Below are 12,807 nucleotides of genomic sequence, written 5' to 3'. Positions count from 1 at the left end.
ACACGATTCTCAAACCATAGAAAACAGTTTAAAGACCTGATATAAAATTATTTCAACATACAAAAAGGATGGTTTTCACAATGTGGCAATTTTTAGCACCTATTCATAAAGCCGGTTGGCCCTTTGTCGCAATTTTTGCGGTGGGCACGTTTTTACTCTCCCTGATGTCGTCTTTTTTAGGCATTGTGGGGGTGGGTTTAACACTTTGGTGTATTTATTTCTTTCGCGATCCTGAACGTGTCACCCCTCAAGATTCTCAAGTTGTGGTGAGTCCCGCCGATGGTTATGTTTCGATGATCACAAAGGCGGTGCCCCCCCAAGAACTCCGTTGGCAAGAAGGGGAACTGACGCGTGTCAGTATTTTCTTGAACGTCTTTGATGTGCACGTCAATCGCATTCCTGTTTCTGGAAAAATTATCAAGGCTCATTATTATCCAGGAAAGTTCTTTAATGCCTCCTTGGACAAGGCTTCTGAATTTAACGAACGTAATTCCCTTGTAATTAAAACTGAGGGAGGACAAGAAATTCTCGTCGTTCAAATTGCAGGGCTCATCGCACGGCGTATTTTGTGCGAGGCCAAAGATGGGGATGATGTCAAGGCCGGGGATCGCTATGGTATTATTCGCTTTGGGAGCCGTACGGACATTTATCTGCCCAAGGGCGTTGATTCACAAGTGCTTGTCGGTCAATATATGATTGGTGGCGAAACCGTCATCGCACGACTTTAAAGGAACACATTTTATGGCTCGCAAACGTATTCCTCCATCTCCTCTCATTAAAGTCATTCCCAATGTGATCACCGTTACAGCCTTGTGCGCAGGGCTCAGTGCCATTCGCTTTGCCTATCAAGGGGACTGGGAGAAGGCTGTAGCTCTCATCATTATTGCAGGCATTTTGGACGGAATGGATGGACGTATTGCGCGCCTTCTTCAAGCGGATAGTGATTTTGGCGTTCAATTGGATTCTTTGGCGGATTTCGTGAGTTTTGGCGTGGCGCCGTCTATTTTGATTTATCTTTATTCTCTTCAATTGTGGGGAAACTTTGGCTGGGCCATGTGTCTTTTCTTTGTGACGTGCCAAGCTTTAAGACTTGCACGTTTTAATACCCATGCAGGATCTGCGGCTCAGAAAAAACCAGAATGGATGGTGAATTATTCCGTAGGTGTTCCTGCGCCCGCCGGGGCAATTCTTGCCATGACACCTCTTATGCTTTTATTTGGGCTTCACCATCAAGGATGGACTCAATTTTCGTTAAACCCTTTTGTGATGTCCTTATTTATGCTCATGAGCGCAGCACTCATGGCCAGCCGGATCCCCACCTTTGTGCCCAAAAATATTCGTGCGCATCCCAAATCTGCACGCTTTATTTTGATTGTTGTGGCCGTCCTTATGGCCTCGCTTATTAGCGTACCTTGGTTAACATTAGGGGCAGGTGGCTTCCTTTATTTAGCCAGCATTCCCTTTAGTTATATCAGTTACAAAAAAGCGCTTAAGCGGAACGAGCTTGCTTCTTCTTTACCCGCTTCTCCTGCCATTGAGCATGCGCCCATAAAGCGCAGGGTGTTACGATCAAAGTAAGCGGAGATGCGAAGAGCACACCAAAAACAATAGCGGTTGAAAGCTGAATCCACCATTGCGTGGCAGGCGCCCCAATTGTGATTTCGGCCTTCACAAAGTCAATATTCATTGCAAACATAATGGGGAGAAGTCCCAAAATCACCGTCAGTTTTGTGAGGATCACAGGGCGCAAACGTTGAACGCCCGTCCGCAAAACCACCACTTTCATATCGGTAAATTGCTTTTCAAGATGCTGGTATGTATCGATCAAAATCACATTATTACTCACGATAATTCCGGCAAGCGCAATAATCCCAATTCCGCCCATCACAATTCCAAAGGGCTCTTGCATAATAATCAGTCCCATCAAAACACCCGCTGTTGACATAATGACCGCAGACATCACAAGGCACGCGTGGAAGAAGCTATTAAATTGGGTAACAAGAATGATCACAATCATAGCAATCGCCAAAAGAAACGCTTTGATTAAGAAATCTCCTGTCTCTTTTTGATCTTCATCTTCACCCTTAAATTCAACGCGGATATGCTCCCCTAAATCGGCAGTCTTGAGCCAGGTTTTGATTTCATTCACTTTATCATTGGGCAAAACCCCAAGCGCCACATCAGCCTTGATATTGTCGACTTCTTTTCCATTGCTGCGCTGAATAAATCCAACTTTAGGAACGGCTGTGCGTGTCACAAAATTCGAAATGGGAATAAGACCCAATTGTGTCCGGACGCGCACTTTATCAAGTTGCTCAATAGTGCGATAAGCTTCTGGATAACGCAGAACAATGTCAACTTCATCAATGGCATCGTCAGGGCGATACGTACTCACTTTGTAACCATTGGTGACCAAACGGATTCCAGCGCCTACCAATTCGACAGTGGCGTCAAATTTTGCGGCTTGCGCACGATCAATATTCATGTCCCAACGAATTCCTGGAATGGGGCGCGTATCTTCAATATCACGGAGTCCCTTCATTTGATCCATATGAGCTCGAATTTTCTCAACGGCTTTTGGAATTTCCCCAGAAATTGAAGAAAAGACATTCAGTTCGATGGGTTTGCCATGGCTAGGCCCGGGTTTGTCAGCACGAGGTTCGACATAAATTCCAGGGATATCTTTTGTTTTTTTCAAAATATCAGCCAGAATATCTTCTACTTTTCGGCGCGTTTGCCAGTCTGAAAACTCAAGCGTAATTACCCCAATGGTATCTTCGGCTTCATCCCCCCCTTGACCAGTGCTTCCTCCCTTGCTCATGTCTGGCTTTCCCACGCGCGTATAAATAGATTTGAGTTCTTTCATATCAAGAATACGGTCTTCCACAGATTTGACGAGGCCGTCTTGTTCTTTCATAGAAAGATTACCGCGGGCATGAACATGAATGGCGGCTTGTTCTGGCTCCACATTGGGGAAAAATTCAACGCCTACGCCTAAGAACGAATAGAGAATAATGACACCCACCAAAAGGCCAAATGAGCCCGCAAGAACAGCTTTTGAATGATTGAGAGATTTTTCCAAGATTTGGAAATACCATCCTGTAAATCCCTTTAATTGGGTGAGATCGCCTTCTTCTGTTGTGACAATCATCTCTTTGTAGTGTTGGGCATGCTCTTTAGAAATTCCGCCTAAATAAAATCCTAAAGCCGGGACAAAAAGAAGGGCCATAAGAATTGAGGCAGTCAAAACTGCTAAAAGTGTGATGGGCAGATATTTCATAAATTGTCCCACAACCCCAGGCCAGAAAAGAAGGGGTAAGAACACAACAAGAATGGTTGCGATAGAGACAATTACAGGCCACGCCATACGTTGTGCGGCTTGAATGAAGGCCTCTTTGCGGGGCACATCTTCCATCATTTTTCGGTCGGCATATTCCACAACAATAATGGCGCCATCCACAAGCATTCCGACCGAAAGAATCAGGCTAAATAAAACGACGATATTGAGTGTCATTCCCAAAAGATCAAGAACAAGAACGCCCGCCAAAAACGCACCCGGCACGGAAAGTCCCACCAAAACTGCAGATCTCCACCCCAAAGCAATGACAATAACCGCCATGACAAGAATGACTGCAAAAATGAGATTATTTTGAAGATCTCGGAGCATGTCCACGATCTGATCAGATTGATCTTGGGCATAGGCAATTTGGAGTTGCTCTGGCCACTTTTGTTGCATTTCTGAAACCACCGCTTTGACGGCCGCAACAGTCTCAATAATGTTTTCACCCGTACGTTTACTCACCTCGATGGCAACGGCAGATTTCCCACGATCTCGCGCAAAAGTAGAGGCGTCTTTATAGGTTTTTCTTAAACTTGCCACGTCTGCTAAAGTTACGACCGCATCGCCATTGACCGTAATGGGAACGGACTTCATATCTTCGACACTTTCAATAAGGCCAGGAACGCGAACGGAAAACTTTCCTTTGTCTGTATCGAGCGTGCCTGCAGAAACCACAAGGTTGTTGCGATTAAAAAGGGCCATAACCGCATCAAGTGTAATATTATAGGTCTCAAGTTTTGCAGGATCGACAAGAATCTCAACGACATCCTCACGATCACCCACAACAGTCGCCGAAAGAACGCTGGAGACACGAGCTTCAATCTCTTCCTTCAAATCTTTTGAGATTTGATAGAGCTTTCGGGGGGGCACATCTCCTGAGAGCTTAATAACAAGGACGGGGAACTGACTAAAGCTAAGTTCATTAACAATAGGTTCTTTAGCTTCTGTGGGGAGTTTGGATTTGGCCAAGTCCACCTTTTCTCGAACGTCATTTCGCGCTTTGTCCACATTGTGCCCGGCCCGAAACTCAACGATAAGCATTCCTCCATTTTCATAGGCATTCCCTCGAATTTCTTTAATACCTTCAATGGTTCGGATTTGCTGTTCAAGGGGCCTTAATAGAAGGCGTTGAGAATCCTCTGGTGAAATGCCCTCTTGGCTTATTGTCACAAAGATCAGCGGAATTTTGACATCCGGTGCAGATTCTCGTGAGATTGTGATATAGCTCCAGAGTCCTGCAAAAAGGATCATGAAGAACAGGGCAAGTAACGTCCGACTACGTCCGAGGGTGGCTTCCAGCATCTGATTCATTTTGAGTCAACGCCTTCTACAAGTTCAAGCAGTTCACCGTCTTTAATAAACGCTTGTCCTGTGACAATAATCTGACTTGTATCCGGCAGTCCCATGACCCAAACACCATTGGTATCTGTGTCTACAATTTCCACAGGAACAAAATGAGCCATTTTTTTCTCATCTGCAATCTTGATCCCAATTTTGCCCGATTCATCCAAAGAGAGAATTGAAGGCGTGATAAAATGGGCTTTGGCTTTTCCAAGGGGGATAAGGGCTTCAATCGTCATCCCATCGGGAATAGCATGGTGAGGGTTTTGAGCGGACAACTCAATTTGATAAGTCCGTGTTGCAGGATCGGCTACTCGGCTAATATAGGTGACCTCACCTTCAAAAGACGATCCATTAATGGATTTGATTTTTGTTTTTTCGCCCAGCTTGAGCAAATTTATTTTTTCTTCAGACACAGGAATTACAGATTTAATCGGATCTAAATCCACTAAGGTCACAAGCTCATCACCTAATTTTACAAATTGTCCAAGCTCCACTGATTGACTATCAATAATCCCTGAAAAAGGAGCTTTGATATCCGTATTTTTTAAATCGATTTCAATTTCCTTTAAATGGGCTTTTGCAACTTGAAAATTAGATTTTGCCTTCGCAAGTGCTGTTTTGGGAGTAAAGTCTTTTTCAAAAAGTTTTTGGGCCGCATGATACTCGATCTCTTTAGATGTGACAGTTGCTTTGGCTTCCTCCAATTTTGCAAGGCGGTCCTTTGGAGAAAGTTTTAAAATGGAATCTCCTTTTTTAACCGTGCTTCCTTTGTTTGCCAAAATTTCCATGACGGGCCCATCTGTTTCAGCGCGTAATGTGACTTTCACATCGGCCTTTGTCACACCCCTTAATGTCAAACAAACAGGATGTAGTTTGGCGTGCGATGTCGTGACCTTGACGCGGGCAAGAGGTGCTGCACTTTGACTAGCATCCTCATGGGTGGAGAAACTTTTGCGAATGTATCCTCCGGCAAACCAAAGGGCTACAAAAATGAGAATGATAATACTGATAAGCTTTGATCGTTGCATGAGATATTCCTTGCTTTAAGGAATAAAGCTTAACAATCGATTTTTGAAAAAATCGATTTTTTTTGTTTTTTTAATAAAGGTTTCTATGTGTATTGTGATGAAAAAGTCACTTGGCCTCCTATCTCAAGCTTTATGAGATCTACACTCAATCAAAATGAAAATTGGGTGTTAAGTCGTTCGAAGTTGTCTGTGACGCGAGTTTGGAGAAGATCTTTAATTTCATGAACTGTTTTTTCGAAAAAGTGTTTTACAACGTTGGTAAAGTCACTTCCTTTAAGGTAAAACATTATTATTCGAGACGTATTCACACATAATTTTCCATAATCGCGATGGGGTTCAAATTGGGGCTGTAGGGGGGCAAATAGTGAATGACAATCCGCGAATTTTCGACATATCTCCTCCTTTCCCTTGATGTATGGTAGGGGCCCTGATCCAAAAAGAGGGGGATTTGATAGGTCTTAGGATAACAACTTTTTGCATGCTATTCAAAGACTTATCCACAACTTTTATTCATGGTTGGCATAAAACAAAAATATTTTTTGAAAAAAAAATTGAATTTTGAAATTGTGTATAGTAAATAATATTTAGTATTTTTTATATTTTAAAATGTTTGTTATTATGAAAAAAAGTTCAAAATTTTGAGACTCTTAACTAAAGATAGATAAGAAAGAGTCCAGATATTTTTTGAAGACTTCAGGATTGGAGAGATGGTAAAGAAGAAGTAAGGAAAGATCTACCATTTCATGGCTTCGAGACGTGACCTTGGAGCGCCTTCGAAAGCGCGCGAGATAATGACGTGTGTTGCTGTTATCCTGCTCGATTGGGTAGGTTAAATCCTTGCCAGTAAAAAGTTGATGTTCAGGAATTAGACGATGAAATCCCTCCCAATCGTCCGTGATGAAAGTGAGATCCCTCGTGCCGATTTCGTCGATTAAGCTTTTGGCTGTTCGATCATCACGGCGACCCAAAGTCCAGGAGATAACTCGCCCTGACACAGGGTCAAAGGCTTTCCAGATCCAAATTTTGTTTTTTTTCCATTCACGTAATGCCACATCTCGTCGATTTGAACGAGCTTAAGGTCAGATGGAACGGCAGGCCTTTCCAATGATTTTGCCTCTTTTCGAATCCACTTCAAAACAGCGACATTACTGACTTTAAGAACCTTTCCGATCATTCCAAAGCTTGCATTTCCCAATGTATATAAAAGGATTGCCAAGGCTTTCATGGCCTCTGGCTTTCCGCGCTTAGGTGTATTTGTGAAGTTGCAGCCGCAGCTTTTACAGCGGTAGCGTTGGATCCCTCTGACCATTCCATTCTTAACATACTGAACTGAATTACATTTCTTGCATTCCATGGCCTATCCCCCTTTAAATAAGCCATCTTATCACGTTATCTATCTTTAGTTAAGTGTCTCAAAATTTTATTCTTGACATTTTCGTGAATATGATTTTATGTGTTTTTATTGCTTTTGAAGAAATATTATTTTTATTTGTGGTGTAGAATATGAAAAACTTTATTGTCGTCTCCTTTACATCTAGTCTTTTTTGCTTTGGATATTCTCCAGAAGCGTTCAGTATGTATCAAGATGTTCCCAAGACATCTGTTTCTCCTGTTAGAAAATCTTTCCTTGACACTCAGCTTGGCATCAATAGTACCGTCGTGGCTACAACAGAAAGAATTTATAAAAAGATTAATAAGAATTGGACTTATGTAGAGCCAGGATGTCAGATGAGCACGCAGTCCGCATTTTGGCTGCCGAAGTGGATTAAAGGCACTGTAATCGTAGATGGTGAAAAACAAAACACAAAGATTCCATCGCTCTTGCTAAAAACAGAACCTGATAATCTTATAGCGGCTTTAGAGGACTTACTTGATAAACCGGCGAAACTTGAATGCACAATAGCTCTAACAACAGCTAAGATTTTTTGTTTAAAAGAAATTTTAGGCGAGGAACTTTTTAATCGCTATGCAAAGGCCTTTTACAAATTATTAAATGAAACTCAAGGTTGGGACATCGAGCAATTTTTTCATGAATTACCTCTTCAGTTCATAACAAATGAACAAGGAGAGTCAGTCCCAGGATCCTTCACTTACATTACAAATATCCCATTATACCCGTACTTTAAGCCCAATGGGAATGGGATGGGAGATAACGTAATTTGTATGTCTCAAGATCGATATCTGGGATTTGGTGAAATTTATAAGGATGCTCCTAAGCCATTGGACGTTATTGAAGCTGAATATCTTAAATTGTTTAACAAGACAGAAGAAGTTGAAAGAGACGTTGAGAACCACAAAAAAATAAGCGAAAAATTTATTTCTGATAGAAATAAATTTATTGAAATGCGACGTAAGTCCCAAGAAAATCAAGAATTGCACCAGATTTTCAATATTAAAGAAGTTAACCACTTTATTAAGACTGGTGAAATTTACATTTAATTTTAATCTCATTGGGTCATATTCCCCGCCGCTCGCGGCGGGGTCAATTTATTTGGCAAGGCTGGGGAAGTTCCTGAAATCCTTGCAACGGCAAAGGGTATTAAGGTTGCATCCTTTTTTTGGTCACCCATGAAAACTGAACCAATGCCCAAGGGCAAAATATCAAATTTTGGGAAATTGTACCCCCAAGATTTGGAGGAGAAGGTCAGCTGTTGTCTCAAAACAGGGCCACCTCATGAAAATTTTTGAGTGAGGATATTGGAAAGGATGTTGTCATCCCAACCGGCCATTTTTCTAAGCCTTTTAATAGACTGACGCTTCATTTTATCTTTGGTCAGCTGTAAAAGATTTAAAGCCATAGTAAGCGTCATAGGACCCGCATCTTTTAGGTGTGAGGAAAATAGGACAAGGTTGACTCCGTAAAACAACTACGGAGATGAAAATGATGAAGGAGAAAAGGACGGGGCAACGTCAAACGCGAGATGAAAGATCCGCAGGGAAGCTGAAATATTGGGAAGAGCAGATCGAGAGCTGGCGTAAGAGCGGATTGAGTCAGGAAAAATTTTGTACGGCTGGAGGACTGAGTTATTCGTCCTTTAAGTATTGGTTTCCCCGCGTGGGAAGAAGGCTATTTGAGGGGTCATCGGTCGGGCGCTTTGTGGCGACTGCTGTGGTGGGGCACGAGAGTCCAGAAACATTAGATTTATTTGAGAGTCCTGCCCTTCAAGCAGAGGCTCGCCAAGCTCCCGTGCCCCTTGAGATTCGCTTTATGTCCGGGGAGAGGATTGAGATTGTGCCGGGATTTGATGGGATTACGCTTCAGCGTGTAATTGCAATACTGCGGAGTTGCCATGTTTGAGCAGACGCGAGGGGAGATTCTGTTTTATTCCGCCCCGATGGACATGAGAAAATCGATTGATGGACTTGCGGCTTACGTGGCCTCTAGCTTAGGTCGTGTGCCGTGTGACGGAACGATGTATGTTTTTTGCAACCGGACCCTGACCAAGATGAAGATCTTGTATTGGGAGACGAATGGATTTTGTCTTTGGTACAAACGCCTTGAAAAAGAGAGGTTTCAGGTGAGTTTGAGGGGAGATGTTTTGGAGTTGACCTCCCAGCAATTGAGATGGCTGCAAGAGGGTCTCAATTATCAAAAGCTCAAAGGCCATAAGGCGGTCCATTTTCAAGAATTTTCCTGAGGTTTTTACCTGAAAAAACTCAGAAATACATTGACGTTTTAGGGGGTTTTGGGTAGAGTTCCTCATGAAAAATGAGCCCCAAACTTCACTCAAAATCTCCTCTGTTTTCGACGCTGTGGCGCTCTATAAAAACTTGCAAAAATCAGAAAAAGACAAGGCTATTCTAGCCACACAAAATGAACATCTGGTGCAAGAGGTTGATCGACTGACTCATTTATTGCTTCAGATGAAACAAAGCAAGTTTGGGCGGAGCTCTGAGAAGATCAAGTTCGAGGAATTTCCCAAGCTCCCCGGGTTTGAAAACGTCTTTGATGAGGTTTACGAAGAGCCGCCTTTAGAAGCAGAAAAGGCTGGGGCTGAAAGTGAAACAGAGAATGACTCTGGAAAGGACAAATCCTCCTCGACTCTTCTCAAAAAAGGACGTCGTCCGTTGCCGGCTCATCTGCCGCGCGAACGTGTCATCCATGATATTGCTGGTGATAAAATCTGCACCTGTGGACATCCGTTGCATCAGATGGGCGAGGAGATCTCTGAGCAGCTGGATTACGTTCCCGCACAGTTAAAAGTCATTCAAAACGTGCGCTTGAAGTATGCCTGTAAATCTTGCACCGAAGGGGTGCGTGTGGCTGAAGTGCCCAATGCGCCTCTTCTCAAAAGCATGGCATCTGCGAATCTATTGGCCCACATCATCGTCTCCAAGTACCAAGATCATCTACCCCTTTATCGACAATCTCAGATGTGGGAGCGGTTTGAAGTTGACTTAGGTCGGGCCACGATGAGCCGTTGGATTCTTCAAATAGGTGATCTCTTGAGCCCTTTAAAAGAGCTTTTAAGATCTGAGATTCTCAAGGAGACTTATGTACGGGCAGATGAAACGCGGGCTCAAGTTTTAAAGGAATGTGACCGCAAGGCGCAAACGCAATCCTATATGTGGGTGTATATGACCGGGTCGTCATCTCATCACGCCATTTCTTATGAATACACGCCCACACGCAAAGGTGAAAATGCCAAAGAATTCCTGAAGGGTTTTAAAGGTTACCTTCATACGGATGGGTATGGTGGTTACAAAGCCTTGGCGCAAAGTCAAGACATCACGGCTGTGGGATGTTGGGCCCATGCGCGGCGCAAGTTTGCGGACATTATTAAAAGTACAGGCAACACCACGGGCAAATCTGCCGAGGCGCTCACCATCATCAGAAGCCTTTATAAAATTGAAAAAGACGCCAAAGAGGCTCAATACCCGCCCGATAAGATCCAAAAGCTCCGACAAGAAAAAGCCAAGCCCATCCTTGAGAAATTCAAGGTCTTGCTTAAGGAGCACAAAAAAGTGATTGTTCCCAAAAGTCCCTTGGGGCAAGCGGTTGGCTATGTTTTAAGGCAATGGGGCCCCTTGACAGAATACCTCAATGATGGCCGCTTGGATATTGACAACAACATGGCAGGACGCGCCATCCGTCCATTTGCTGTGGGCCGAAAAAACTGGCTTTTTATGGGCAATGTCAAAGGTGCCCACGCCTCAGCTGTCATCTATTCCCTCATTGAGACCTGCAAAGCCAATGGCGTCAATGCTTTTGACTATTTCCGCTACGTCCTCGCCAACATCAATTCCACACCTGAAAATAATTATTCCCACCTCCTCCCCTGGAATCTTAAGTATTCCCTTTCTAATTTACACCAATAAGACGCTTACAGTTTATCCGGCGATTGCCAAGCGGGCGCGCCTTGAAAATGCCGAGATTCATTGGGGAGATGAGGCGGGCTTTCGTTCCGATCATCAGACGGGCACAACTTATAGCCCCAAGGGTCAGACGCCTGTGATTTCAGGAACGGGAAAACGATTTCGAATCAATATGATCTCGAGCGTCACGAATCAGGGCACGTTGCGGTTTATGCTTTTTGAGGAGAATTTTACGCGAGAGGTTTTTCTTAATTTTCTCAAAAGGTTAATCAAGTCTTCCAAGAAAAAAGTGTTTCTCATTGTGGACAATCACAAAGTACACCACGCCAAAGTGGTCGGTGAATTTTTGAAGGAAAACAAAGAAAAAATTGAGGTATTTTTTCTGCCCGCTTACAGCCCAGATTTGAATCCGGATGAGCTATTTGAATCAAGATGTGAAAAGCAATGCCGTTGGGCGTAAACGTGCCAAATCCTTAACGGAACTCAAAAACAACATCACAAAATATCTTTTTGGAACCCAAAATTGCCCCGAAATCGTTCGCTCCTATTTCCTCAAAAAAGAAGTCACCTACGCCTCCTAACGTCATCTGTTTTATTACCGGAGCAATAAAGAGGCACCCATTACAAATACAGATGAAAAAAGTCTTTGAGAAAGAAGAAGCCGTGAGCCAAGATGAATTAAAGGGAGAACTTAAAACAGGAAAAATCACAGCCTCCACTCTGCAGGATAAAATTAATAAAATAAAAGATCCTAAAATTAAAATCGCGTCGGATGAAAATAAACATAAAAAAACAATAGTGAAAAAGCTAAATACAGAGGACTCACCGATGTCTTAAGTGATGCAATCAATAGAAGATGGTGTACAGTGAACCCCGATGAGTGTGAATCAAAAACACGTCAATAAACGAGTGGTCTTCCAGATCGTAAAATATCTTGCGCTTCAGGGGTGAATTGCCCTTGAGCGTCATGAAGAATAAGCCCTTGGCAAAAGGTCAACCCACTTTTCACCCCTTTTCGTCCTCTTATAATGATACGGCGCGCAGATTTTCCAGCAGAGGGCCAGAGGGGAAAAACGGAAAGATCACCCATTTTCGGATAAAGATAGGAGAGTATTTCATCCATTCGTTCGGCGCGGTGAATGAGCGTTAGGATACCTTTTGGCTTGAGGGACTGAATACAAAACGCCAGCCATTTTTTAAGGTCCACAGACTCCACATGGGCCATGGCTTTTTGGACATCAGGGGACGCTCTTGTTTTGTCGGCCTCATAATAAGGGGGGTTGGTCATGACCGCATCGAATTGTTTGTCTTTAAGAGCAGAAGGTGGGTCTAAAAGATCTCCACTAATAATGTTGACACGCCCCTCATATCCATTGATGGTAATATTCTTTTCAGCAAGTCTTACCAAATCTTGTTGAAGCTCAATCCCGCAAACAAGACACTCTGTCTTTCTTGAAACCAGGCAAAGAGAGGCCACCCCTACACCTGCACCCACATCCAAAACATGCCCCTTGCCCTTGAAGCACGTCGCTGCCGCCAAAAGAACAGGATCAATGGCGGCCCTATAACCTTGGACCGGCTGTAGAACTTGAATTTTTCCGCCTAAAAACAAGTCTTGAGTTATGCTGAGAGTGGCGATCACGTTCCCTTTGTGTGCTTAAAATTTAATCAGATCTTTTTATAGCTAAAATTGATAAAATTTTATACATCTAATTTTGAGAAAGCACCTATCGCATTTTTTAAGGTTTTGAAAAATATTTTGATTTTTTTGGAATTGCG

14 protein-coding genes and 1 pseudogene are annotated in these 12,807 nt (G+C 43.2%); 8 read left to right on the top strand and 7 right to left on the bottom strand.

Annotation, left to right across the window (positions count from 1 at the left end; translation table 11 throughout):
• Positions 1-68: 68 nt before the first annotated feature.
• Both Bealeia2_RS02540 and pssA read left to right on the top strand, forming a co-directional pair.
• Positions 69-728: a phosphatidylserine decarboxylase gene (locus tag Bealeia2_RS02540; RefSeq protein ID WP_331255569.1), complete on the top strand. Its 660-nt coding sequence runs from the start codon at positions 69-71 to the stop codon at positions 726-728.
• 13 nt (positions 729-741) lie between these two features.
• Positions 742-1,578, top strand: coding sequence for a CDP-diacylglycerol--serine O-phosphatidyltransferase (gene pssA, locus Bealeia2_RS02535; protein WP_331255568.1), 837 nt, complete (start codon positions 742-744; stop codon positions 1,576-1,578).
• On the opposite strand, the gene Bealeia2_RS02530 is transcribed toward pssA, so the two are convergent.
• From Bealeia2_RS02530 to Bealeia2_RS02515, 5 genes and pseudogenes are all read right to left on the bottom strand, one after another.
• Positions 1,490-4,651 (bottom strand): efflux RND transporter permease subunit, encoded by a 3,162-nt coding sequence (locus Bealeia2_RS02530; RefSeq protein WP_331255567.1) that lies wholly within the window; start codon positions 4,649-4,651, stop codon positions 1,490-1,492. The genes pssA and Bealeia2_RS02530 overlap by 89 nt on opposite strands.
• Positions 4,648-5,712, bottom strand: a complete 1,065-nt coding sequence (locus Bealeia2_RS02525; protein WP_331255566.1) for an efflux RND transporter periplasmic adaptor subunit — start codon at positions 5,710-5,712, stop codon at positions 4,648-4,650. Before Bealeia2_RS02525 ends, Bealeia2_RS02530 begins: the two co-directional genes overlap by 4 nt.
• A 304-nt stretch (positions 5,713-6,016) precedes the next feature.
• Positions 6,017-6,169 (bottom strand): annotated as a pseudogene (locus Bealeia2_RS10505) (transposase); the annotation flags it as partial.
• Between the two features lie 190 nt (positions 6,170-6,359).
• On the bottom strand, positions 6,360-6,707 hold the full coding sequence (locus Bealeia2_RS10500) for an IS1 family transposase (RefSeq protein ID WP_414437814.1): 348 nt from the start codon (positions 6,705-6,707) through the stop codon (positions 6,360-6,362).
• Positions 6,644-7,066, bottom strand: a complete 423-nt coding sequence (locus Bealeia2_RS02515) for an IS1/IS1595 family N-terminal zinc-binding domain-containing protein (protein ID WP_331255242.1) — start codon at positions 7,064-7,066, stop codon at positions 6,644-6,646. The genes Bealeia2_RS10500 and Bealeia2_RS02515 overlap by 64 nt, the downstream gene beginning before the upstream one ends.
• Positions 7,067-7,287: 221 nt before the next feature.
• On the opposite strand from Bealeia2_RS02515, the gene Bealeia2_RS02510 reads away from it, so the two are divergent.
• Entirely contained in the window at positions 7,288-8,151 is an 864-nt protein-coding gene (locus Bealeia2_RS02510; RefSeq protein WP_331255565.1) for a hypothetical protein, read from the top strand.
• Positions 8,152-8,384: 233 nt separating this feature from the next.
• Here Bealeia2_RS02510 and Bealeia2_RS02505 read toward each other — a convergent pair whose 3' ends face one another.
• Positions 8,385-8,522, bottom strand: a complete 138-nt coding sequence (locus tag Bealeia2_RS02505; RefSeq protein ID WP_331255564.1) for a hypothetical protein — start codon at positions 8,520-8,522, stop codon at positions 8,385-8,387.
• Between the two features lie 71 nt (positions 8,523-8,593).
• On the opposite strand from Bealeia2_RS02505, the gene tnpA reads away from it, so the two are divergent.
• The 5 genes from tnpA (at position 8,594) to Bealeia2_RS02480 (ending at position 11,865) form a co-directional block, all read left to right on the top strand.
• Positions 8,594-9,010, top strand: a complete 417-nt coding sequence (tnpA, locus tag Bealeia2_RS02500) for an IS66 family insertion sequence element accessory protein TnpA (RefSeq protein WP_331255563.1) — start codon at positions 8,594-8,596, stop codon at positions 9,008-9,010.
• Positions 9,003-9,350, top strand: coding sequence for an IS66 family insertion sequence element accessory protein TnpB (gene tnpB / locus Bealeia2_RS02495; protein WP_331255536.1), 348 nt, complete (start codon positions 9,003-9,005; stop codon positions 9,348-9,350). The genes tnpA and tnpB overlap by 8 nt, the downstream gene beginning before the upstream one ends.
• Before the next feature lie 64 nt (positions 9,351-9,414).
• Positions 9,415-11,031 (top strand): IS66 family transposase, encoded by a 1,617-nt coding sequence (gene tnpC / locus Bealeia2_RS02490; protein WP_331255562.1) that lies wholly within the window; start codon positions 9,415-9,417, stop codon positions 11,029-11,031.
• The gene (locus Bealeia2_RS02485) at positions 10,916-11,488 is read left to right on the top strand and encodes an IS630 family transposase (RefSeq protein ID WP_331255561.1); all 573 of its coding nucleotides are present in this window, start codon (positions 10,916-10,918) and stop codon (positions 11,486-11,488) included. The genes tnpC and Bealeia2_RS02485 overlap by 116 nt, the downstream gene beginning before the upstream one ends.
• A 50-nt stretch (positions 11,489-11,538) precedes the next feature.
• A complete protein-coding gene (locus tag Bealeia2_RS02480) occupies positions 11,539-11,865 on the top strand; it encodes a hypothetical protein (RefSeq protein WP_331255560.1) in 327 nt (108 codons plus the stop codon).
• 61 nt (positions 11,866-11,926) lie between these two features.
• Here the strand turns inward: Bealeia2_RS02480 and Bealeia2_RS02475 are convergent, their stop codons facing one another.
• Entirely contained in the window at positions 11,927-12,670 is a 744-nt protein-coding gene (locus Bealeia2_RS02475; protein ID WP_331255559.1) for a tRNA1(Val) (adenine(37)-N6)-methyltransferase, read from the bottom strand.
• Between the last annotated feature and the right edge of the window lie 137 nt (positions 12,671-12,807).

It is taken from the genome of Candidatus Bealeia paramacronuclearis, from assembly GCF_035607555.1.
Taxonomy (GTDB): Bacteria; Pseudomonadota; Alphaproteobacteria; order UBA9655; family UBA9655; genus Bealeia; species Bealeia paramacronuclearis.
This window is presented reverse-complemented; position numbering and strand designations above follow the sequence as displayed.